This window comes from Corallococcus sp. AS-1-6, assembly GCF_020037015.1.
In the GTDB taxonomy this organism is placed as follows: Bacteria; Myxococcota; Myxococcia; order Myxococcales; family Myxococcaceae; genus Corallococcus.
Genome location: NZ_JAIQDE010000004.1, coordinates 85,228 through 106,440 on the forward strand (window position 1 = coordinate 85,228; position 21,213 = coordinate 106,440).

Below are 21,213 nucleotides of genomic sequence, written 5' to 3' on the forward strand. Positions count from 1 at the left end.
GGAAGGGAGGCCCCGGGGGCCGGAGGGTCACTCCAGCGCTGGGACCCCACGGGCCTCTCTCAGGTGATGGGGCCTTCCACGACCACGGGCTCGAAGGTCTGCGTCCGGAAGTTGATCTTCACCTGCCCGATGATCTCCGTGCTCATGGTGATGGCGTCGAAGGAGCTCTCGTTCATGGTCGAGACGCTCACGTGGCTGTAGCCCATGTTGAGCGACGCCCTGATCCAGGGAGAGCTGCCGCCGACGCTCAAGCCCACGTTGTAGTTGCTCTGATTGAACTTGCTCTGCTGCATGGCATCGGTCTCGGTCGAGTTCACCTTGAAGGTGAGCTTGGAGAGCAGCTCGCCTTCCGAGATGACGATGCGGGCCATGCCCTCTCGCGCCATCGCGCGAAGGTGCTCAATCATGCTCACCGCCAGGGTCTGGGCGAGCGCCTGGCGGATGGTGAGGATCTGATCCGAGGTGAACGACGCGACGTCGTCACCCACGGTGAGCGTGAGCGGCGGCTTGAGGTCCCGGGTCTCCAGCTCGAGGGCCCGGGCCACCTCCTTCAGCTTCGCGTTGCCTGTCTTTTCTGGGGCCCCGGTGACGGGATCCGCCGGGGTGTTCTCGAAGATGAAATCCGGGCGGACGCAGGTGCTGCCCTTGCCGTCGGGGTACTTGCGCTCCAGGTAGGCCGTGACCTGCGCGTCCGTGACGTTCTCGGCCTGGAACTCGGACAGGCTCTTGCTCAGGTCGGCGACGAGCTTCGAGTAGGCCTCCATCTGCTTGATGGTGGCGGCGATGATGGCATTGAAGGTGCCGTCAATCAGGCCCGCCGTGAACTCGACGAAGCCCAGCTCCTTCACCTGCTTCGCCGTGGCCATGGCGCTCTGCGCGGTCGCGCCCATTTCCTCGCCGCGAGCGACTGCCCGCAGGCGCCCCACGTCGTGGATGGCGCCACCCACGACCCGCTTGAGGATCCGTCCCGCCTCGTCGCGTTGCTTCGTGTCTGGAATGGCGGCCACGGCCTTGTCGATGACGTCGATCAGCGGCCGGAGCTTCGCCGCGGTCGGGCCGTCGGACACTCCCTTGCTCAATTCCCGTGGCTCGGCCAGCGCCTCCGGCCGATGTCCTCCATTGCCTCGCGTCCTCTTCTGCTTCTGGGTCCCTGCCATGGCGCCCCTCCTCGTGTGCGACCGCGGCCGGACCGCGACCGCCGTGGGCTTCTTCAAGAGGAAGCTAAGGCCTGGACCGGAGGCGCGGAGGGCGTGCGGCGCTGGCGGGAGGGTGGCAGGGCCGGCAACCTGGAGGCGCGACGGCGGTCCAGGCGAGCGAAGGACGCCAGCCCTCGGCCAGGAGAGGCGGCGGGGGCTCGGAGGCGCGATGCATGGGCTGGAGGGGCTGCCCGCGCCTGGCTTCGTGGCGCGAGCCCACCCCCTGCTGGGTTACGCCTGCCGCGGGGCGCTCAGTACGTGCAGCGCAGGACCTGGCGGTAGGTGCCGCACTGGCTGAAGTCCGTCGTGCCCGCGGGCTGCGAGTGGTAGCAGTTGGAGACGACGGGGTCGCAGGGCGGGCTGGGCCAGACGTCGTAGGCGTCGCCGTCCGTGAGCGCGAGCTCCGTCACGCGCGCCACCAGCCGGGCGGTCTTCTGCATCGTCGCGCCGTCGTCGCCCCCCGCGCTGAAGGCGAGCGGGACCGTGTGCGGATCCATGGCCTGCTGGAGCGTCGGGTAGGACCAGTCGAGCTTGTAGTTGGGCCGGCCGTAGACGGACGGGATGCCGTCCGGCGCCGTGACGCTGAGCCAGTCGACGTACCCGGAGACCGAGGCGTGGCCCCGGTACAGCAGGTTGTTGTTCGGCTGGACGACGTAGCGGGGCGTGACGGCCTCGTCGATCCAGATGCCCGAGTCGCCGCGGAAGTCGAAGAAGCGCGGGGCCACCACGATGCGCGCGGTGTACGCACGCGGCGTCCCCGTGTTCGTGGTGACCTTGACGAAGAGCGGCAGGCCGGAGAGCACCGTGTTCAGCTCGTAGCCGTCGTGCAGGACGATCTCGAACCGGCGCTCGCTGATGATGTTCGCGTCGCCGAAGGCGTCATCGGGGACGAAGCTGAGCACGTCCGCGAGGTAGCGGTTCGCGGTGGCGCGGATGACGAGGGCGCGGACGCCGTCCCGCTGCTCGAAGGTGCCGAGCGTCTCGAAGCTCAGCTCGTTGTCGCCCACCGCGGCGTAGAGGCGGGTCGCCGTCGCCGCGGCGGTGCTGACGCCCAGCTCCTCCGGGGACTCGGAGTCGATGGGGGTGTTGTCACAGGCCGCGAGCGCGGCGAAGCAGGTCAAGGCAAGGGCGCGTAGACGCATGGGGATCTCCAGGTGAGGAATTCCGTGTATCACACGCCAGTGACACCGCCCCTGACTGGGATTGTGTCAGCCTTGTCACGACGGGCCGGCCTCGGCTACGCCTTGTGCCATGACGAAGAAGACGGCTGCCTCGGAACCGGACCCGACGGGTCTCTCCCGCCGCACGCTCCTCGGGGCCGCGGCCGCCGTGACGGGGGCGCTGGCCGCCCGGGACGCGCGTGCCGCCGCGCCGCCCGCCGCCGCGCCCGGGGCCTTCGCGCTGGAGGAGGCGACGGTCGCGGAGCTGCGCGCGGGCCTGGAGTCCGGCCGGCACACCGCGCGCGGGCTGACGGAGGCCTACCTCGGGCGGATCCGCGCGCTCGACCGCACCGGGGACCTGCCGCTGTGCTCGGTCATCGAGCTCAACCCCGACGCGCTCTCGCAGGCGGACGCGCTGGACGCCGAGCGCAAGGCGAAGGGCGCGCGCGGGCCGCTGCACGGCATCCCCGTGCTCATCAAGGACAACATCGCCACGGCCGACAAGATGCAGACCACCGCGGGCTCGCTCGCGCTGGTGGGCGCCGTCCCTCCGCGTGACGCCTTCATCGTGGAGCGGCTGCGCGCCGCCGGCGCCGTCCTGCTGGGCAAGACGAACCTCAGCGAGTGGGCCAACTTCCGCTCCACGCACTCGACCAGCGGCTGGAGCGGACGCGGCGGCCTGTGCCGCAATCCCTACGCGCTCGACCGGACCCCGTCCGGTTCAAGCTCCGGCTCGGGCGCGGCCACGGCGGCCAGCTTCTGCGCCGTGTCGGTGGGCACGGAGACGGACGGCTCCATCGTCTCGCCCGCGTCCGCGTGTTCGCTGGTGGGCCTGAAGCCCACGGTGGGGCTCGTCAGCCGCGCGGGCATCATCCCCATCTCCTCGACCCAGGACACCGCGGGCCCCATGACGCGCACCGTGGCGGACGCCGCGGCGCTGCTGGGCGTGCTCGCGGGCGAGGACCCGCGCGACCCCGCCACCGCCGTGGGCAGGGGCCGCGCCCACCCGGACTACACGAAGTTCCTGGACCCCCAGGGGCTCAAGGGGGCGCGCATCGGCGTGCCGCGCGAGCGGTTCTTCGGCTACCACCCGGCCACGGACGCGGTCGTGGAGCGCGCGCTGGAAGTGATGAAGGCGCAGGGGGCCGTGCTGGTGGACCCGGTGGTGCTGCCCAACGCGGCGAAGCTCGACGCGCCGGAGCTGGAGGTGCTGCTGTATGAGTTCAAGGCGGGCCTGGAGGCCTGGCTCGCGCAGTTCGGCGAGGGCGCCCCGGTGCGGACGCTCGCGGACCTCATCGCCTTCAACGAGAAGCACCGCGAGCGCGAGATGCCGTACTTCGGGCAGGAGCTGCTGCTCCAGGCGCAGGAGAAGGGCCCGCTGACCGACGCCGCCTACAAGAAGGCGCTGGCGGCGTGCCGCCGGTATTCGCGCGCCGAGGGCCTGGACGCGGTGATGAACAAGCACAAGCTGGATGCGCTCGTGGCCCCGACCCAGGCGCCGGCGGGCCCCATCGACCTCGTGCTGGGCGACCACTGGCTGGGCAGCAGCTCCACGCCCGCCGCCGTGTCCGGCTACCCGAGCATCACCGTGCCCGCGGGCGACGTGCACGGGCTGCCGGTGGGGGTGTCCTTCATCGGCCGCGCCTGGAGCGAGCCCGTGCTGCTCAAGCTCGCCCATGCCTACGAGCAGGCCGCGCGCGCGCGGCGCAAGCCCGCCTTCCTCCGGAGCGTGGACCCGCGCGGCGCGTAGGGCCGGGCGGGGCGCTCACGCGGCGTGGCTCAGGGGTCCTTCTTCTTCAGGCCGATGGTGATGGCGTCCTCTCCGTACTGGTCCGCCGTCGCGAGCTGGCCGTGGAAGGAGTTGTTCGCATCGCCCACCGTGAAGGCATGGACCTTGGGGATGGTGGTGCGCTCCTTGACCGCGTTGCCGCTGGCGGGCGCGCTCACCTCCGCGGTGAGGAACTGATTGCCGTCCCGCGCCACCACGGGCGCCGCGTGGTAGGGCGACTCGCCAACCCCTGGCTTTCCCTGCCGGACGATGGCGACCCCGTCTCCCACCTGGGGATCGACGTGCTCGTTGACCTGGGCCGCGTCTGTCTTCTTGGCCTTCTTCGACGCCTGGATGTTGGCCTTGTTGCTCACGCCGAAGTCCTCACCCGTCACGGCCACCTTGCTGTTGATGGTCCCCTTGCCTCGGGGGTCGTACTGCTTGTCATTCATCAGCTCTTCGGTGGTGAACAGGCAGTCCGGGACGCGCTTCTGCTTGTATTCGAACTTGTCGTACTGGGCCGTGCCACTCGTGTAGCTGCTCTGGCCACTCTTCTCCGCACCCAGCGGCGGCGTGGCGGGGCGGCCGGGCTCCGTCCTCGCGAAGACGACCTTGTCGCCTTCCTTCGTCTGGTATTTCCCCGTCTCGGTGGGAGCGAAGCCCGCGGGCAGCGGCCGGGGCTTCTTCTCCGAGGAGGACGTCGCGGCGGGACGGTCGTAGGGCTTCGCCGTATGCAGTTTGGGCGAGGAATCGCGGATGGGGCGGGGCATGGCGGTGACTCCAGGGCAATGACTGACGGTCATACTACCGCCGTCTGGAAAGGGTGAAGGCAAACCCTCTCCAGCGTCATGTGCGACCCTGGCGGATGCCAGGAGTTCGCGGCCCCCTGCGCGGAATCCAACACCTGCCTGCCCTCCAGACGGACCTCGCGGTCCGCCGTCACGCCTGGGGCTCCGGCGTCCAGGGCTGTGGACGCCGTGCACCGCGCTTCACGGGTGCGCGGAGTGCGCGGGGCGGGCGACAGGCTCCAGGGGCACGGGGTGCGCCGGGAGCGCGACGGCCGGCTCCAGGGGCGCGGGGGGCATGAGGCCCGCCCCCAGGAGCGCGCCCTCGAGCGAGCCGTGCAGCCGCTTCTCGAGCAGGTGCTGCGTGAGCGGCTCGAGCGCGGCCTCCAGGTGGGGCGGCACCTTCACCAGGGCCAGGTGCGAGCCGCGCACGGCGAGGAACTCCGCCAGGTACTGGAGCGTCGCCACCCCCGCGGCGTCCACGAGCGACACCCGCGACAGGTCGACCACCACGAGCTTCGCCCAGGGCGGACCCTCGACGAGGTCGTAGAGCTTGAGGTGGTTGATGAACAGGATGGGCCCGTCCACGCGGGCGACCATGAGGTCCATCGCCTCCGGGGAGTTGGAGGCCTCCGGGGGCTGCATGTGCAGGCCGCGCTGGAGCTGCGACGCATCCGTCACCCGCTGCACCTCCAGCCGCAGGGCGCCGTGGCGCCGCACGTAGAGGATGCTCGCCAGCGCGAGCCCGGCCCCGATGCCGGCGAACACGTTGAACACTGCAATGCCCAGCGCGGTGACGACCACCACGCTCAACGTCGACTTGGATTGATTCCACATGGCAACAAGGCCCTCCAGATTGAGCAGGCGCACCCCCACGACGAGCAGGATGGCGGTGAGTGCGGCGATGGGGATGCGCGCCACCAGGGACGCGAGCAGCGCCATGGCCACGAAGAGCCACAGGGCGTGCAGGACAGAGGCGGCGCGGGTGCGCGCACCCGCCTGGATGGACGCGCTGGCGCGCACGATGGCGCCCATCACGGGGAAGCCGCCGAACACTCCGGCCGCGATGTTGGCCAGGCCCATGCCGATGAGGTCCTGGTCCAGGTCGCTGTGGGTGCGCGCCCCCGTCAGCGCATCCAGGGAGCTGGTCGCGAGCAGCGAGCCGAGCGACGCCAGCAGCGCGAGGCCCACGGCCGCCGGCAGGAGGCTCGCGAGGTGCACGCCCTCGAAGGACGGCAGCGCCGGCACGGGCAGCGAGCGCGGCAGGGCGCCCACCGCGTCGTAGCCCGCCCCCAGCGAGACCATGAGCACGGTGCCGAGCGTCAGCCCCACGAGCACCGCGGGGATGCGCTTGTGCACCCGGGGCAGGGTCACCATGGCCAGCGCGGTGAGCGCTCCGGCCGCGACCCCGAGCCAGCCCACGTGGCTCCCCCAGGTGCGCTGCATCACGAGCGCCACGGCGTTCGCGTGCGTGTCCTCCACCGCGAACAGCCGCGGAAGCTGCGTGTTGAGCAGCAGCAGCCCGATGCCCACCGTGAAGCCCATCACCACCGGCCGGGGGATGAGCCGCGCGAAGCGCCCGGCGCGCACGAGCCCCAGCGCCACCTGCATGAAGCCCGCGAGCACCGTGGCGATGGCGAGCCCCGCGGCCCCGTGCGCCGCCACGATGGCGGCGGCCAGGGGCAGCAGCGCCGCCTCCGGGCCCGTGACCTGGAAGCGGCTGCCGCTGAGCAGCCCGCCCACGACGCCGGCCACCACGCCGGAGACGAGCCCCACGCTCGCGGGCAGTCCCGCCGCGGTGGCCAGCGCGACGTTGAGGGGAAGGGCGACGCAGGCCACGCTCAGGCCCGCGGCGGCGTCGGCTGGCAGGCTGCTTGGGTGCACCATCTCGCGCCAGCTTTGGAGGAGCTCGCCCGCACGCCGGGTCGAGAAAGATCGCTTGGAGAGAGCGGTTGTCGAACGCATGGACGAACGCACCTTTCAGGTGCCGTGCCAGCCGCTGTTCCAGAGGGCGGCGTATCCCGCTGTCGGTCCACCCCAGCAGCGCCCCTGTCGGCCCGGACCGACACTGTCGGGACCGACAGACGGCCGTGCGAAGGGACGGGCCGGGCGCGCGGACGCGCGTTAGATTGCGCGCCATGTTGGTGCTCCGACTGCGCGCCCGGCTCCTGTTGTCCTACGCGGTGGTCACCGCGCTGCTGGTGGCCGCGTTCTCCCAGATGGCCGTGGGCCTCATGCACACCCACGAGGTGGTGGCGAGCGTGGGCCAGGAGGAGCTCGCGTCCTTCGAGCGGGAGCAGCGTGTGTACGTCGCGGCCTGGGCGCTCGAGCTGGCGGTGCGGCGCGGGGTGGTGGCCTGCGAGCAGCACGACAGCAGCGCGGTCTCCGTGCACCACGCTGTCGCCAACGCACGCCAGGACCTCCAGGCCGCGCTCCGCGCCGGCACGGAGCGGCTCGATGCGGGCTTCCGCGCGAGCGCCCAGGACTACGTGCAGTACGCGCTGCAACTGGAGCAGGCCGGCACCTGTGAGTCGATGGTGTCGTTCCCCCTGCGGGAGCGGCGGCTTCAGTTGGATGAGGTCCTCACCACGGTGTGGTCCGAGCGCACGCGGGACATGCGCCTGGCCATCCAGGCGAAGGAGGACCACGCGCGCGCCATCGGCTCGGCGGCGCTGCGCTCCGGTGGACTCTTCGGCCTGCTGGGCATCCTCGCCGCGGGGGCGCTCGCCTTGTCTCAGGCGCGCGCGGTGTCGAACTCGGTGGCGCTGCTCTCCACGCACGCGCGCCGCATCGGCCAGGGGGACTTCAGCCCGCTGCCCCCGTTGCGCGGCCCCGAGGAGCTGCGCGCGCTCTCGCTGGACCTGGACCGCATGCGGGGGCGGCTGGCGGAGTTGGATCAGCTCAAGAGCGCGTTCGTGGCCTCGGTGTCCCACGACCTGCGCACGCCGCTGGCCCGGGTGCGCGAGGCCCTCTCGCTCCTGGGCGATGGCAGCACGGGCCCCCTGACGCAGCAGCAGGCCCGCGTGGTGAAGCTCGCCCAGGCGGCGTGCGAGCGGGAGATTCGCATGGTGACCTCCGTGCTGGACCTGTCGCGCGTGCAGTCCGGCCAGCCGCTGCAGCGCAACGCCGGGGCCTCGGTGGAGCAGATCGTCCAGCACGTCCTCCAGGACCTCGCCTTCGAAGCGGATGAGCGCAAGGTCCACCTGGTGTACGACGCGTCCTCCAAGCCCGTGCGTGCGCCCATGGATACCGCGCTGGTCGAGCGCGCCCTGTCCAACCTGGTGAGCAACGCCATCTCCGTCTCCAGCGCGGGCAAGACGGTGCGGATCACGTGTGAGCTGGTGAGCCGCAAGCGCCCTGGCGCCGCCAGCACCGTGCCCGCGGTCCAACTGTCCGTGTCGGACGAGGGCCCGGGCGTGCCCGCGCACGCGCGCGAGTGGATCTTCCGGCCCTTCGCGAGCCTGGAGGTCGGCGGGCGCCGCAGCACGGGGCTGGGCCTGACCATCGCGCGGGAGATGATCACCGCGCACGGAGGGGAGCTGTCGCTCGCGGAGACGTCCGGGCCCGGCGCCACCTTCACCTTCTGGATTCCCCTTGAAGACCCCGCGACCCCTGGAGTCCGCCTTGACGCCTGAGACCACCGTCCAGCAGCCCCACGTGCTCCTGGTGGACGATGACCTCCAACTCGCGGAGCTCATGTCCATGCGGATGATGTCACGCGGCTACCGCGTGACCGTGGAGGGCGAGGGCAGGAGCGCGCTGCAGCGGATCGCGCGGGAGCGCGTGGACGCGATGGTGCTCGACCTGCGCCTGGAGGACATGGACGGCATGGACGTGCTCCGGGCCGCGAGGCAGTGCGCTCCCGAGCTGCCCGTCATCATGCTCACCGCGCACGGCTCCATCGAGACCGCGGTGCAGGCCATGCAGGAGGGGGCCTACGGCTTCCTCACCAAGCCGTTCCACGACCACGAGCTCATGCAGAAGCTCACGCACGCGCTCGAGCGCTCGCTGCTGCGCCGGGAGGTGGCGGAGCTGCGGCGGCGCATGGGGGAGGACGGCGAGCCGCTGCTGCTGGGCATCAGCGATGCCATCTCGCGCGTGCGCGAGGTGATTGCCCGCATCGCCCCCACCGACGCCACGGTCCTGCTCACCGGCGAGAGCGGCACCGGCAAGGAGCTGGCGGCGCGGATGCTCCACGTGCTCTCGCGCCGCGGCAAGGAGCGCTTCGTCGCCGTCAACTGCGGCGCCCTGCCTCCAGAGCTGCTGGAGAGCGAGCTGTTCGGACACGTGAAGGGCGCGTTCTCCGGGGCCGTGCGCGAGCGAGAGGGCCTGTTTGGCGCGGCCAACGGCGGCACGCTGTTCCTGGACGAGGTGGGCGAGGCGTCCCCGTCCGTGCAGGTGAAGCTCCTGCGCGTACTGCAGGAGCAGCGGCTCACGCGCGTGGGCGCGGACGCGGAGGAGCCCGTGGACGTGCGGGTGGTCGCCGCCACCAACCGGGACCTCGCGGAGGAGGTGGCCGCGAAGCGCTTCCGTCAGGACCTCTACTTCCGGCTGCACGTGGTGCCCATCGAGCTGCCGCCCCTGCGCGAGCGGCTGGAGGACATCCCCCTGCTCGCGCAGCTCTTCCTGGAGCGCACGGCGAACCGCTATGGCCTGCGTCCGCCGCGCCTCGCGCCCGCGACGGTGGAGCTCATGCAGCGCTATGGCTGGCCTGGGAACGTCCGGGAGCTCATCCACGAGATGGAGGCCGCGGTGCTCCTGGCCGGCGCGGACGAGCTCCAGCCGCGCCACGTGCCGCGCCTGGGGCAGGCGCTGGAGCGGCCCCCGGCGGAGAGCGCGCAGTTGCCGGGCATCCCAAGTGGGACCGAGGCCTTGCCCTCGCTGCGCGAAGCCCGTGACGCCTTCGAGCGCGCGTACCTCGCGGAGGCGATGCGGCGCAGCAGCGGCAGCGTCAGCGCCGCGGCCCGGATGGCGGGGCGCAACCGGAGCGACTTCTACGACCTGCTCAAGCGGCACGGCCTGTCCGCCGCCGACTTCAAGGGAGCCTCCGAGGGCGGGCCCACGCGCTGAGCCCGCCCGCCGGCACCCGGCAGACATGCTGGGCGGGAGGCGGCGCGCTGCGCACGCACACCGCCAGGTGCTGCGCCGTGGCCTTGTCTCCGACGCGGAGCCCATGGCGTAGGGGAAGTAGGCGCCCGCCCGGGCTGGGCTGGCCACCCGGCCCGGCAGGTCAGCGTCCCGTCGTGCCGTCCCAGCGCAATCAGCGAAGGTGCCGCTTCGCGGTCAGGGAGGTGCGCCTCCTTCGGCGTGAAATCAGGTTCTCGTGGAGTCGCACGGAGGCTGAAATGCAAGAACCGGGAACCGAGACGCAGCTTGAGGAGACGGACGTCCGCGAGGTTGAACGCTGGCCCATCATCGCTCCAGAGACATTCGCCAGCCCGTCCGCCGCCGCTCCGCTGTGGCGAGGCTTTGACAGCCCGACCTTCGCGGCTTGGGACCAGACGCAGGTCCAGGACTCGAGAACGGGCAGCACCATCTCCAAGACCCCGGAGATGGCAAACAGCGTGATGAGCGTCCGTCCCGTCGCCGACCCGGCCCTCCGTCACTTCGGTGAGCCCTACAACTTCTATGTCACGGTGAGGAAGCGGACCGATGGCGTCAGCAGGAGCGAGCTCGTCCACTTCCCGAAGAACGGCTCCAAGGATGGACAGCAATACTTCTATCGCTGGAGTACCTGGTTTCCGAAGGAGGACGCCCAGGGGAAGAAGCTCTTCCCCATCGGGCCGGGCGAGCGGGGCGTCTGGCAGGTCTTCACGCAATGGCATCAGGCCAGTGACCAGGGGAGCCCGCCCATCGCCTTCAGCGTCAAGAACAAGAACAAGAAGCCTTACATCGGGCTCGAGTTTGATGGAAATGAGCCCAGTTGGACCGTTCCGTTCGAATACAACGAATGGCACAACTTCGTGGTGCGGGTGAAGTTCTCGAACAAGACGAAGGACGGGCACCCGGTCGGTGAAGTCGAGCTCTGGTACAGCACGGGGACGGACCTTCCCCAGCCGATGGGGTCCTGGAACGTGATGACGACCGCCACCAAGGGTTCGCAGCGCCCGTACCTGAAGCATGGGCTGTACCGGAGCCAGAAGTACTACGGTGAGCGCGTCAGCTACCTGGTCCACAGCGGCATGATGGAAGGGCTGACCCTGGCCTCCGTGTTCCCCTGTTCCTAGCGGACCTCACGGGAGCGGCCCCTTCCCGGTGACCTGACAGACTTTGGACATGGTGGTTTCCTCAAACCGCTTCAATGGAGAAGAAGAGGCGCCGCATCCTGTCCTTCGCGATGGCGGGCGAGCGGTGGACGACGCCGTTGCCGATGTTCCCGGGCCACGCCTCGCCCTTGAGGAGCGCGACGTCGAAGCGCTCCAGGGGCCGGACGAAGGCGCCCGGGCGCGCCACCTGACCGTCGGGGCCCAACGCGCTCCGGACGACCTGGGGGTTCTCCAGCCACCCGGTGGCGGGGCCCGCATAGGTGCACAGCAGCCGCACCCCCACCCGGTCCACGTGGAAGCGCGGACACAGGTCCCGCCCCAGCGTGTGCAGCCGCACGCCGAGCGACCCGGCGCCCAGCAGGTCCACCTAGAGCCGCGGCAGGAAGTTCAGGTCCTCCACCCACGCGTCGAACAGGGCGCCTGCTCGCGGGAGGGCAGTGACGGGGCCGCGTGCATCACGCCACCTCCTCCGCGGGTGCGTCGTCCGCGGCCCGCGTCACCACCCAGTCCGGAAAGGGGTCCTTCATCCGGGCCCAGCGCGCCGGCCCGCGCGCCAGCTCCTCGGCGGTCAGCAGGCACGCCTCGAGCTGCCGCGCCATCACCTCATGGTCCGCGTCCCGGGTGATGAAGACGAGCTCCTGCCGCCGGTCTCCATGCGGGCCCACCCGTTCGCGCTCGATCTCCGCCCGCGCCTCCGCGTCGTCCGGCCACTCGGAGCGGGGGACGGCGTCCCACCACAGCCCGCCGGGCTCGAAGCTGCACGCGCCCCCCGCCTGGGCCCACAGCCCGGCCAGGTCATGGCGCGTGGCGAGCCAGAAGAAGCCCTTGGAGCGGAGCACGCCCTTCCAACTGCCGTGGATGAAGCGCCACAGCCTGGAGGGATGGAAGGGCACCCGGCTGCGGAAGACGAAGCTGCGGATGCCGTACTCCTCCGTCTCCGGGGTGTGCTCGCCCCGCAGCTCCTTGAGCCATCCCGGAGCGCGCCGGGCGCGCTCGAAGTCGAAGCGGCCCGTGTTCAGCACCGCCGCGAGCGGGACGCGCCCCCGCTCCGCCGTGACGAGGCTCGCCTCCGGGTTGAGCTTGCGCAGCACCTGGGCCAGCCGGGCCACGTCCTCCGGCGGGACGAGGTCCGTCTTGTTGAGGACGAGCACATCCGCGAACTCCACCTGCTCCACCAGCAGGTCCACCACCGTGCGCTCGTCCTCCTGCGCCGCGGTGAGTCCGCGCTCCGCCAGCGCGTCCGCCCCCTCCCAGTCCCTCAGGAAGTTGAGCGCGTCCACCACCGTCACCAGGGTGTCGAGCCGGGCCACGTCCGACAGGCCCTGGCCGGATTCGTCCGTGAAGGTGAACGTCTCCGCCACGGGCAGCGGCTCGGAGATGCCGGTGGATTCGATGAGGAGGTAGTCGAAGCGCCCCTGCCGGGCGAGCCGGGCGACCTCCCGGAGCAGGTCCTCGCGCAGCGTGCAGCAGATGCAGCCGTTGGACAGCTCCACGAGCTGCTCGTCCACGCGGCTCAGCGCCGCGGCGCCGCCGACGAGCTTCGCGTCGATGTTCACCTCGCTCATGTCGTTGACGATGACCGCCACGCGCAGCCCCTCGCGGTTGTGCAGGACGTGGTTGAGGATCGTCGTCTTCCCCGCGCCGAGGAACCCGGAGAGGACGGTGACGGGCAGCCGGGCCGGAGCCTCCAGCGCGCTCAAGGCTTGCCCTCCACGAAGAGCACGTGCTTGCGGACGCGCGGGTCGTACTTCTTGAGCTGGAGCTTCTCCTGCGACTTCCGCTTGTTCTTCGTCGTTGTGTAGAAGTAGCCGGTGTTCGCGGTCGAGACGAGATGGATGATGGTGCGGTTGCCCTTGGGCATGGCGCGAGTCCTTGAAGGCGGGGTCAGGGGGAGCGCGAGCGGGCGCACGGGGGCGCCAGCGCACCGCGCTCAAGAGACGGCACGACACTGACTACGCGCGGGGAGGAGAGCCCTTCGGCGCGGTGAACAGCGGTTCGAGCTGGGGGGGCACCCGCGACAGGCTCACGGCCCGGGACGCCTCCTGGGGGGAGACACCCGTCCCCCAGGCCTGGCTCGGGCCGCTCAGCCCCTGACGCGCCCATGCGCCGAGCAGTGGGCACTGCTCATGCCCCCCACCCCCGAAGCCCTCGGGGGCGGCGTGGAGGACGCGCGGCACGGCGGTGTCCGCCACGGCCAGCCGGGGCCCGTCATCCGCCGCCGGCGCCGCGTCCTCGAAGGTCCCATGCGCGGCGCAAAAGCGGTGGGCGTGGGTGCCGTGCAGCAGCGCCAGCAGGGGCACGAGCAGCCACACGGCCGCGAGAACCCCCGCTCCAAGGCGCCGAGGATGTGAAAGCCAGGGCCTCATGGGTGAGGGTTGTTAATGTAACTTGGTTGCAATTAAAGGCAAGCGGGCGATGCTCGGGGCTGCGTGGAGGAGCGCGCCAACGACCGTCGTCAGGAGCCGTCGTCCGCGGCCGGGAGGGCCAGAAAAGCGAAAGGCCCGGAACCTTTCGGTTCCGGGCCTCTCTAGTGGCGAGGAGTACGGGACTTGAACCCGTACGTCAAGGCGCAGGGTGCGTCACCGAGCGCCACCGAGCCCCAGGATTCCGGGCGTTTGACCGTCGTGCCCGCCACGTTGGCGCATGCTGCGCCACCCGCCTGTCACCACGCCGTGACAGCCTCCCAACCCCTCCCGGGCGCCGTCATCCGGCAGTCCCTGGGGGTGATGGCGGCGGGCTCCGGCCGCGAGAGGAAGGAGAACGCCAAGGTCGCCGCCTTCGCGGCCGTGGGCGCGATGGAGCGGCTGTGCGAGGTGCTCCACGTCGAGGCCGGGCACGGCGACATGCCGTGGACGAAGTGCTCCCGCTGCCTGGAGTTGATGGGCGTCAAGGCGATGGAGGTGGTCCGTGGGTAGCCCGGCCCCCGTCGCGCCCGCGCCCGCCGTCCGCGAGCGGCCCATCCTCTTCTCCGCGCCGATGGTGAAGGCGCTCCTCGCCGGCCGGAAGACGGTCACGCGGCGGCTCGTCAAGGAGCGCCACTTCCGGCCGGAGTTCCACCGGAGGTGTAGCGCTATCGGAGTGGCGGCTGCGCTGCGCGAGTTGGCGGTGCTCCCATGTCCCTTCGGCCAGCCCGGGGACCGGCTCTGGGTCCGGGAGACGTGGAGCCCGGACCATCGCGACGTCTACCCTTGCTACGACTACGTGTACGCGGCCGACGGAAGGGTGAGCGACACCGACCGCCGCGAGCACATCAACGCCTGCACAGAAGCGAAGCGGGAACTCGGTGAGCGCGACTTCGAATGCCTCGCCTGCGCGCGCTTCCGGTGGCGTCCCTCCATCCACATGCCGCGTCGGGCCTCGCGCCTGACGCTGGAGGTGGTGTCCGTCCGCGCCGAGCGGCTGCACGACATCACCGAGGAGGACGCGAAGGCGGAGGGTGCTAAGCCCATCGGCATCACCTTCCGGGATGAGGCACGCGGCACGCGCATCGTCCCGAGCCTCGGCGGCCCCTACCGCGACGGCTTCCGCATCCTCTGGGAGTCCATCAACGGCGCCGAGTCCTGGGACGTCAATCCCTGGGTCTGGCGCGTGGAGTTCTGCTTCCTGTCCGCCACGAAGTAGCAGCACCATCACCACGCGCCTCGGCCCGGTGAGGGCCTGACGGCAGCACCCGCCTCCGGGCGGTCCCTCTGCTCCGGCAGTTGGAGCACGGCACGCAGTCCCCCGCGCGAGCGCAGCAGCAGCGCAGCCGGGTCTCCACCCCAGCCCGTCACAGGGCCGCGCCACGTGCGCGAGGGAGACGTGCCATGTCGAGGAAGAGGGGCGCCCGCTCGGCGCCGCGCAGCACCAGCAGCACGACGGCAACCGAGGGCGTGGCGCTCGTCCGCGCCGCCTTCTACGACGAACTGGCGAGGGCCGCGCACGACGTGTGCGACGCGCTCGGGGTGGAGGCCAAGTCACCGGGCCGCGACGCGATGACTCGCCTCCTTGAAGCGCAGGACGCGGTGGTCACGACCGAGGCCAGGAACGAAGCGGAGTTGAAGTCCCTCCGGCAGCAGCTCGCCACCGTGCAGGCCCTGGTGCGCGGCGCGGCCGAGGCCTTCGACGGCACTCCCACGGGCCAGGTGCTGGACGGGCTGCTGCTCCAGATGCAGGCCGTCACGAAGGGCGGTGCCCGGTGAGCGGCACCGATACGGAGAAGCTGGCGGCCATCCGCGCGCGGCATGCCGCTGCGAGCCGGGGCCCGTGGCGCTGGTTCGGCTACCTGCGGACGCGCGAGGTGAGCCTGGAGGGAGGCCGCGACACCGTCATGGACTTCACTCGTTGGGGTATGTCCGGTGCGCAGCCGCGCTGGTCGGTGAAGGGGATCCTCGAAAAGCTGGCCGACCTCGTCGTGCCCGACACGACGCCGGGGCGCGGCCGCGTCACCGACATCAACCACCCGGACGCGCGCTTCATCGCGGCGTCTTGGGAGGACGTGCGGGACCTGCTCGGCATGGTGGATGCGCTCCAGCAGTCGCTGCGGGAGGAGCGCGAGGCGCGCGATGCCGACGGGAAGAACCTGGAGGGCAAGCTCGCGGAGTCGCTGGCGCGCATCAACCAACTGACGCGCGAGCGCGACAGCGAGATGGAGGAGCGTTGGAAGGTGTCCGAGGTGAAGCGCCAGCAAGAGGCGCGCGCCGAGGCTGCCGAATCCCAGCGCGACGCCCTCCAGGCCTTCGCGGTGGCCTTCGCCGCCACCGCCGAGGCTGCCGTCGCCCACCACCGCCGGCCCAAGACGGGGATGCAGGTGTCCTTCCACGGCGACTTCGCGGGCGCCTCCCCGTCTGTGATTGGCCGCTTGGAGTGGTGGGCGAAGCGCGCTCGGGAGGCGCTGACCGCGGCAGCGACCGCCACCTGTGCCCCCGCGTCCGAGCGCGCGGAGTGGAGCACCGCCGAGGCTCCCACCACGCCCCAGCAGCACGGCTGCCCCATGGGCGACGTCTGCCCCGTCTGCGATGAGCCGGAGGTGTCCCGTGGTTGAGCCCTGTCGAATTGCTCTCGTAGGCTGCGGCAAGGCGAAGCTGAGGCACAGCGCCCCCGCGCGCGACCTCTACACGGGCAACCTCTTCCGCGCGCACCTGGCCGAGGCCGAGGCCATGACGCCGCACGTCTACGTGCTGTCGGCCCTCCACGGCTTGCTCCCGCTGGACGAGAAGGTGGCGCCCTACGACGTCACCCTCCGCGGCATGCTGGACGAGAAGCGCGCTGCCTGGGGACGGCAGGTGGTGGACGCGCTCGTGCGCCTCTACCCGGCCGGTGCCGTTGAGCTCATCGTCTACGCGGGTCGTGCGTACGCGGAGCCCATCCAGGACGCGCTCGCAGCCGTGCCGCATGAAGGGTGGACGCTCGTGGAGCCGCTCAAGGGCGCCACCCAGGGCGCGCGCCTGCGCATCCTCGCGGAGGCGAGCCGGATGCGCGTGGCGGCGCGGGCTCCGCTGCGCCTGCCCGCGCTGGAGGTGGAGCAGCCCTCCGGCCGGCGCCTCTACCTCTTCGCGGTGGACGGCAAGCAGGTGCCCTCCTTCGCCACTGTATCTCGCGTGCGTCGCACCGAAGGCGTCCTGGAGGGCTACCAGCGCCCCGAGGTGCTCGCCCACGTGACGGCCATCCGCGAGTACATGGAGAGCGCGGGAGCCCTGGTGCCCAACGCCGTGGTTCTTGCCTTCGACTCGCGCGTGCGCTTCGAGGCGCTGCCCGGGGAAGGGGAGGGCGCCCGCCACGGGCACCTCGTCATCCCGCGCGCCACCGCGCCGGACGCACCGGACGCTCCGGGCTTCATCGTGGACGGCCAGCAGCGCCTGGCCGCCGTGCGTGACGCGGCGGTGAGGGCCTTCCCGTTGGCGTGCACCGGCTTCGTCGCGGAGACGGTCGGCCAGCAGGCCGAGCAGTTCATCCTGGTCAACTCCACGAAGCCCCTACCCAAGGGGCTCATCCACGAACTGCTGCCCAGCACGACGGCGGCGCTGCCAGCAGCACTGGAGCGCAAGCGCCTGCCGGCGCAGATCCTGGCCCGCCTCAACCTGGATGAGGGCAGCAGTCTGCGCGGCCTCGTCATCACCCAGACGTGCCCGCGCTCCACCGGGAAGACTGGAGGGAAGCACTTCAGCGCCGTCATCAAGGACACGTCCCTGCTGTCCGCGCTGGAGGACTCCCTCGCGGACGGCACCCTCTACGACTTGGAGCGCACGGGCGCGGGCGTCGACGCCATGGTGTCGCGCGTGTCCGCGTGGTGGGCCGCCGTCGCCAGCACCTGGCCGGACGCCTGGGCCCGGCAGCCCAAGGAGTCGCGCCTTTCGCACGGCGCGGGGGTGCGCGCCCTATCTCTTCTCATGGACGCCGCCTGCCACTTCCTCGCGCAGGAGGGCAACGCCACGCCCATCCAGGGCGACTTCGAGCGCGAGCTCGCGCTGGTGCGCGACGCCTGCGCCTGGATGTCCGGCACCTGGGCTTTCCCCTCCGGCACGCGCCGGTGGAACGAGTTGCAGAACACCCCCAAGGAGGTGGCCCTTCTCGCGCAGCACCTGGGCGCCATCTACCGCGAGCGCCGCGCGGCGAAACCCCAGCGGCGCACCCGAAAGGCTGGTGCCGTATGAGCTGCCCCAAGCCCCCGCGCACGGACCGGGGCGGTGCCCCGAACGTCGTCACCACCGAGCGCCAGGACGACGTCCTCGCCTTCATCGCGCAGCACCTGCAGGAGCGCGGCTTCGCGCCCACCAGCCGGGACATCAGCGAGCACTTCGGCTGGGCCAGTCATACGGCCGCCGTCTGTCACCTGGACGCGCTCAAGGCCAAGCACCTCGTCACCTGGGTGCCGGACGTGGCGCGCACCCTCCAGCTCACCGAGGCGGGACGGGACATCGTCGCGCGCCGGCAGGCCCAGCAGCAGGCGGTGGCGCGCCATGCGTGACGCCGCCCTCCTCATCACCGCGGTGGCGCTCTTCGCCGCCGCGTACCTGGTGCGCGGCTCCGCGTGGTGGTGGCTCGCCGCTGCCGCCTACGTGGCATGCGTCACCGCCTTCTGGCTGCGCGTCTGGCGTCGCCGTCCTCAGCCCGAGTCCACCCCGGCCGCACTCCACCTGCGGCTCGTCGTCGACAACACCCGCTGCACCCGGAGCCGTCCATGAGCTGCATTCAGGAGCACGAGTTCACCGTCGGGTACCTCTTCTGCGGCGCGGGTGTGGGTGCATACGGCGCGGACTGCGCTCAGGTGGAGGTGGATGGTCACCGCGCCACCGTCCGCAACGTGGGCGGCATCGACTTCGAGCAGGAGCGCTGCGACACCTTCACGAAACTGACGGGCGCGAAGTCCCTCTGCGCGGACATCGGCCGCATGCGCCCGCGCGAGCTGCGCGCCTTCTTCGGCGAGCGCGCGCCCTACTTCATGAAGTGGAGCCCGCCGTGCAAGGGAGCCAGCCGGCTCACCTCGAAGGAGCGCGCCGCGACGAAGAAGTACCAGGACATGAACCGTCTCGCGGTGAAGGCCGCGCGCAAGGTGCTGGCCGCGTGGCAGGGCGACGAGCGGCCCGTCATGGTCGTCATTGAGAACGTGCCGGCGTATCGGCACCGCTGCCCGGAGAACCTCGCGGAGGTGCTGCGCCTGGGCCGCCGCGCGGGCTACGAGGTGTCCGTCGTTGAGCACGACCTGGGCGAGGAAGCCGGGCTTGCCCAGCACCGCACGCGCCTCACCATCGGCTGGCGCGACACGAAGCGCTGCCCGGTGCCGGTGGCGATGCCCAGCAAGAAGCGCCTGCGCGGCGTGGGGGAGGTGCTCGGGCCGCTGCCCTTCCCGGACGACCCGCGCGCGGGGAAGCACCACAAGCTGCCACGCATCGAGTGGCTGAACGCGGTGCGTTTGGCGCTCGTCCCTCCGGGCGGGGACTGGAGGGACCTGCCGCCCCGCGGCGGCGTGGTGGCGTGGCTGGAGGCGCGCGGGCTGTGGCCGGCCGGCGTGGACACGGGCCCCTTCCGCGACCTGGTGGAGGAGCAGCTCGGCACGCCCGTGCAGCAGGGCCAGCAGCGCCGCGAGGTGCATCGTCGGCACCCGGTGCAGGCCTGGGCAGAGCCGGCGCCGACGGTGGCCGGACCCGGGGGCGCGGGGTTGTGCGCGGTCGAGGACCCGCGTCCCCTGGATGCGCTCGGGCTCGGGCATTCCCCGCGACGCGGCGCGGAGGGCGTGACGGCCTGGGACGGGCCGGCGCCCACGGTGCGCGGTGTGGCCCGGCATGACAACGGCGGAGCGGCCGTGGCCGACCCACGCCCCCTGGACGGCATCGCCATGGGGACGGACAACCCGCTGCGCCACCGGAACAAGTACGCGGTGACGGGATGGGGCAGCCCGTCGGGCACGGTGACGGCCGCCTCGCGTCCCGGCAGCGGTGCCCCGTCAGTGGCGGACCAGCGCGTCCTGGAGCTCGTCGGCCTGGGCCAGACGGCCACGGGCGCGGGCACCTACGCGGGCCGCCCCGGCCTCTTCGGCGTCATGGACGAGCGCGCCCCGGCGCCCACGGTCTCCGGCTCCGCGGCGGTGAGCAGCAGCAACACGCCGGCCGCGCTCGCGGACTCGCGCGCGGCGGCGGCGCTCGACGCGCTGGGCGTCGGGCCCACCTGCCGCAACGGCTTCTACGGCGTGCTGGAGTGGGACGCGCCCGCGCGCACCGTGACGGGCAGCCTCCAGGTGGACAACGGCTCCGCAGCCATCGCGGACCCGCGCCCCGCGCCACGGCCCGTCATCAGCATCCACCTGGCGCTGGCGCTGCTCGCGGAGGGCTGGGAGCCGCCGAAGGGAGCGCTGGCGCCGGCTATCCTCTCCCCGCTGTCGGGCTGCTGGCACCGGCCACTCACGACGCTGGAGTTGGCCGTCCTCCAGGGACTGCCGCCGGTGGTGGATGGGCAGCCGCTGGAGTTCGTCTCCTCCAGCGACGCGCGCGTGCGCAGCATGGTGGGCGACGGCATCCCTGCGGGTGGTGCCCTCGTGTGGCAGGAGGAGCAACTCCTCGCCGCGCTCAAGTCGAAGCTGGGCCACGGCTGGTCGCTGGTGAGCGACTTCTGGTTCCGCCCGGGCTTTGAGGGGTACGCGGCATGACCTGCCCGCCCCCCACCATCGACAGCGTCCTCTCAGGGCGCGCGGACTGGGCGCTAGTCCACGGCCGCGCCGAGGACATTCTCCCGCACCTGCCCCGGCGCGCGGTGGCTCACGTCCTGACGGATCCGCCGTACTCGCCTGCGGTTCACCGGCTCCAGCGACGGATGAAGCTCGGCTCCGGCAGCAAGAACTCCGCGACCGGCACCCATCGCGTCGCGTTTGCGCCCCTGGGGTTCGACGCCCTCACACCGGAGCTCCGCCGCCTGTGCGGCGTGCACCTCCCCCGCGTGGCCCAGCGGTGGCTCGTCGTGAAGTGCGACGCCGAAGGCCAGGCCGCGTGGCAGGCGGAACTGGAGCGCGCGGGGGCCCGCCACGTCCGGGTGGGCGTCTGGCACAAGCTGGGCGCCCAGCCGCAGTTGTCCGGGGACCGGCCCGCCGTTGGGCACGAGGCCTTCGAGGTGGCGCACGTCCGCGGGGAGCGCCTGCGCTGGAATGGCGGCGGCCACCACGCCGTCTGGACGCATCCCATCGCTACCGGGGAGCGGATCCACACCACCCAGACGCCCGTGTCCCTCTGGATGGAGTTGGTGGCCCAGTTCACGGAGCCGGGCGAGCTCATCCTCGACCCCTTCGCCGGCAGTGGCAGCCTGGGCGTCGCCTGCCTCCGCCTGGGCCGCCGCTACCTGGGCGTCGAGATGCAGGCCCACTACGCCGACGCGGCCCGGGGCTGGCTGGCGGCGGAGGCGCAGGGGCTGTCGCTGAGCGCGGCCCGCTCCGGGCAGATGGGACTCTTTGCCGGCGCCACGGACGTCCATGACGTGTCCGGCGGACGTCCGCCGGACGTCCGCCGGACGCTCGCGGACGCGAAGCGGGACGTCACCAACCACCGGGGCGCTGCCCCCCACGAGGAGGCGTAG

At 71.7% G+C, this 21,213-nt stretch carries 21 protein-coding genes; 13 read left to right on the forward strand and 8 right to left on the reverse strand.

Annotated features, from left to right (window positions below):
• Window positions 1-59: 59 nt before the first annotated feature.
• Together K8612_RS07305 and K8612_RS07310 are read right to left on the reverse strand one after the other, a co-directional pair.
• Window positions 60-1,157 carry a hypothetical protein gene (locus K8612_RS07305; RefSeq protein ID WP_223761735.1) on the reverse strand — a complete coding sequence of 366 codons (1,098 nt, stop codon included), beginning with the start codon at window positions 1,155-1,157 and terminating at the stop codon, window positions 60-62.
• Between the two features lie 290 nt (window positions 1,158-1,447).
• The gene (locus K8612_RS07310; RefSeq protein WP_223738625.1) at window positions 1,448-2,338 is read right to left on the reverse strand and encodes a hypothetical protein; all 891 of its coding nucleotides are present in this window, start codon (window positions 2,336-2,338) and stop codon (window positions 1,448-1,450) included.
• A 109-nt stretch (window positions 2,339-2,447) separates the two neighbouring features.
• Between K8612_RS07310 and K8612_RS07315 the strand changes: the two genes are divergently transcribed.
• A complete protein-coding gene (locus K8612_RS07315; RefSeq protein ID WP_223761736.1) occupies window positions 2,448-4,106 on the forward strand; it encodes an amidase in 1,659 nt (552 codons plus the stop codon).
• Between the two features lie 29 nt (window positions 4,107-4,135).
• Here K8612_RS07315 and K8612_RS07320 read toward each other — a convergent pair whose 3' ends face one another.
• On the reverse strand, window positions 4,136-4,894 hold the full coding sequence (locus tag K8612_RS07320; protein WP_223761737.1) for a hypothetical protein: 759 nt from the start codon (window positions 4,892-4,894) through the stop codon (window positions 4,136-4,138).
• A 219-nt stretch (window positions 4,895-5,113) separates the two neighbouring features.
• The gene (locus K8612_RS07325) at window positions 5,114-6,796 is read right to left on the reverse strand and encodes a SulP family inorganic anion transporter (RefSeq protein ID WP_223761738.1); all 1,683 of its coding nucleotides are present in this window, start codon (window positions 6,794-6,796) and stop codon (window positions 5,114-5,116) included.
• 251 nt (window positions 6,797-7,047) lie between these two features.
• Here K8612_RS07325 and K8612_RS07330 point away from each other — a divergent pair, with 251 nt between their 5' ends.
• The 3 genes from K8612_RS07330 (at window position 7,048) to K8612_RS07340 (ending at window position 11,136) form a co-directional block, all read left to right on the forward strand.
• A complete protein-coding gene (locus K8612_RS07330; protein ID WP_223761739.1) occupies window positions 7,048-8,544 on the forward strand; it encodes a HAMP domain-containing sensor histidine kinase in 1,497 nt (498 codons plus the stop codon).
• Window positions 8,534-9,979 (forward strand): sigma-54 dependent transcriptional regulator, encoded by a 1,446-nt coding sequence (locus tag K8612_RS07335; protein ID WP_223761740.1) that lies wholly within the window; start codon window positions 8,534-8,536, stop codon window positions 9,977-9,979. The genes K8612_RS07330 and K8612_RS07335 overlap by 11 nt, the downstream gene beginning before the upstream one ends.
• 275 nt (window positions 9,980-10,254) lie before the next feature.
• Window positions 10,255-11,136 carry a heparin lyase I family protein gene (locus K8612_RS07340; RefSeq protein ID WP_223761741.1) on the forward strand — a complete coding sequence of 294 codons (882 nt, stop codon included), beginning with the start codon at window positions 10,255-10,257 and terminating at the stop codon, window positions 11,134-11,136.
• Window positions 11,137-11,197: 61 nt separating this feature from the next.
• On the opposite strand, the gene K8612_RS07345 is transcribed toward K8612_RS07340, so the two are convergent.
• The 4 genes from K8612_RS07345 to K8612_RS07360 form a co-directional block, all read right to left on the reverse strand.
• Complete coding sequence (locus tag K8612_RS07345) at window positions 11,198-11,542, reverse strand: DUF1826 domain-containing protein (RefSeq protein WP_223761742.1); 345 nt, start codon at window positions 11,540-11,542, stop codon at window positions 11,198-11,200.
• Between the two features lie 88 nt (window positions 11,543-11,630).
• Window positions 11,631-12,866, reverse strand: coding sequence for a zinc metallochaperone GTPase ZigA (gene zigA, locus K8612_RS07350; RefSeq protein ID WP_373692088.1), 1,236 nt, complete (start codon window positions 12,864-12,866; stop codon window positions 11,631-11,633).
• Between the two features lie 5 nt (window positions 12,867-12,871).
• Window positions 12,872-13,036 carry a 50S ribosomal protein L33 gene (gene rpmG / locus K8612_RS07355; RefSeq protein WP_128795753.1) on the reverse strand — a complete coding sequence of 55 codons (165 nt, stop codon included), beginning with the start codon at window positions 13,034-13,036 and terminating at the stop codon, window positions 12,872-12,874.
• Window positions 13,037-13,127: 91 nt separating this feature from the next.
• Window positions 13,128-13,487 (reverse strand): hypothetical protein, encoded by a 360-nt coding sequence (locus K8612_RS07360; RefSeq protein WP_223761744.1) that lies wholly within the window; start codon window positions 13,485-13,487, stop codon window positions 13,128-13,130.
• Window positions 13,488-13,724: 237 nt separating this feature from the next.
• Between K8612_RS07360 and K8612_RS07365 the strand changes: the two genes are divergently transcribed.
• The 9 genes from K8612_RS07365 to K8612_RS07405 all read left to right on the forward strand — a co-directional run bounded on the left by K8612_RS07365 (window position 13,725) and on the right by K8612_RS07405 (window position 21,213).
• Window positions 13,725-14,090, forward strand: a complete 366-nt coding sequence (locus K8612_RS07365; protein WP_223761745.1) for a hypothetical protein — start codon at window positions 13,725-13,727, stop codon at window positions 14,088-14,090.
• On the forward strand, window positions 14,083-14,796 hold the full coding sequence (locus K8612_RS07370) for a hypothetical protein (protein ID WP_223761746.1): 714 nt from the start codon (window positions 14,083-14,085) through the stop codon (window positions 14,794-14,796). Before K8612_RS07365 ends, K8612_RS07370 begins: the two co-directional genes overlap by 8 nt.
• 185 nt (window positions 14,797-14,981) lie before the next feature.
• Entirely contained in the window at window positions 14,982-15,356 is a 375-nt protein-coding gene (locus K8612_RS07375) for a hypothetical protein (protein ID WP_223761747.1), read from the forward strand.
• Window positions 15,353-16,198, forward strand: coding sequence for a hypothetical protein (locus K8612_RS07380; RefSeq protein WP_223761748.1), 846 nt, complete (start codon window positions 15,353-15,355; stop codon window positions 16,196-16,198). Before K8612_RS07375 ends, K8612_RS07380 begins: the two co-directional genes overlap by 4 nt.
• Window positions 16,191-17,807, forward strand: coding sequence for a DGQHR domain-containing protein DpdB (gene dbpB / locus K8612_RS07385; protein ID WP_223761749.1), 1,617 nt, complete (start codon window positions 16,191-16,193; stop codon window positions 17,805-17,807). Before K8612_RS07380 ends, dbpB begins: the two co-directional genes overlap by 8 nt.
• Entirely contained in the window at window positions 17,804-18,121 is a 318-nt protein-coding gene (locus K8612_RS07390; RefSeq protein ID WP_223761750.1) for a LexA family transcriptional regulator, read from the forward strand. The genes dbpB and K8612_RS07390 overlap by 4 nt, the downstream gene beginning before the upstream one ends.
• Window positions 18,114-18,338 (forward strand): hypothetical protein, encoded by a 225-nt coding sequence (locus K8612_RS07395; protein ID WP_223761751.1) that lies wholly within the window; start codon window positions 18,114-18,116, stop codon window positions 18,336-18,338. The genes K8612_RS07390 and K8612_RS07395 overlap by 8 nt, the downstream gene beginning before the upstream one ends.
• A complete protein-coding gene (locus K8612_RS07400; RefSeq protein WP_223761752.1) occupies window positions 18,335-20,296 on the forward strand; it encodes a DNA cytosine methyltransferase in 1,962 nt (653 codons plus the stop codon). The genes K8612_RS07395 and K8612_RS07400 overlap by 4 nt, the downstream gene beginning before the upstream one ends.
• Entirely contained in the window at window positions 20,293-21,213 is a 921-nt protein-coding gene (locus K8612_RS07405) for a DNA methyltransferase (RefSeq protein WP_223761753.1), read from the forward strand. The genes K8612_RS07400 and K8612_RS07405 overlap by 4 nt, the downstream gene beginning before the upstream one ends.

What these genes read in the sequence shown, in the direction of transcription:
- K8612_RS07400 (WP_223761752.1), top strand. Translation starts at nt 18,335, where the DNA reads ATGAGCTGCATTCAGGAGCACGAGTTCACCGTCGGGTACCTCTTCTGC.
- rpmG (WP_128795753.1), bottom strand. Translation starts at nt 13,036, where the DNA reads ATGCCCAAGGGCAACCGCACCATCATCCATCTCGTCTCGACCGCGAAC.
- K8612_RS07390 (WP_223761750.1), top strand. Translation starts at nt 17,804, where the DNA reads ATGAGCTGCCCCAAGCCCCCGCGCACGGACCGGGGCGGTGCCCCGAAC.
- K8612_RS07330 (WP_223761739.1), top strand. Translation starts at nt 7,048, where the DNA reads ATGTTGGTGCTCCGACTGCGCGCCCGGCTCCTGTTGTCCTACGCGGTG.
- K8612_RS07375 (WP_223761747.1), top strand. Translation starts at nt 14,982, where the DNA reads ATGTCGAGGAAGAGGGGCGCCCGCTCGGCGCCGCGCAGCACCAGCAGC.
- K8612_RS07340 (WP_223761741.1), top strand. Translation starts at nt 10,255, where the DNA reads ATGCAAGAACCGGGAACCGAGACGCAGCTTGAGGAGACGGACGTCCGC.
- K8612_RS07305 (WP_223761735.1), bottom strand. Translation starts at nt 1,157, where the DNA reads ATGGCAGGGACCCAGAAGCAGAAGAGGACGCGAGGCAATGGAGGACAT.
- K8612_RS07325 (WP_223761738.1), bottom strand. Translation starts at nt 6,796, where the DNA reads ATGGTGCACCCAAGCAGCCTGCCAGCCGACGCCGCCGCGGGCCTGAGC.
- K8612_RS07320 (WP_223761737.1), bottom strand. Translation starts at nt 4,894, where the DNA reads ATGCCCCGCCCCATCCGCGATTCCTCGCCCAAACTGCATACGGCGAAG.
- K8612_RS07315 (WP_223761736.1), top strand. Translation starts at nt 2,448, where the DNA reads ATGACGAAGAAGACGGCTGCCTCGGAACCGGACCCGACGGGTCTCTCC.
- K8612_RS07405 (WP_223761753.1), top strand. Translation starts at nt 20,293, where the DNA reads ATGACCTGCCCGCCCCCCACCATCGACAGCGTCCTCTCAGGGCGCGCG.
- K8612_RS07395 (WP_223761751.1), top strand. Translation starts at nt 18,114, where the DNA reads ATGCGTGACGCCGCCCTCCTCATCACCGCGGTGGCGCTCTTCGCCGCC.
- K8612_RS07310 (WP_223738625.1), bottom strand. Translation starts at nt 2,338, where the DNA reads ATGCGTCTACGCGCCCTTGCCTTGACCTGCTTCGCCGCGCTCGCGGCC.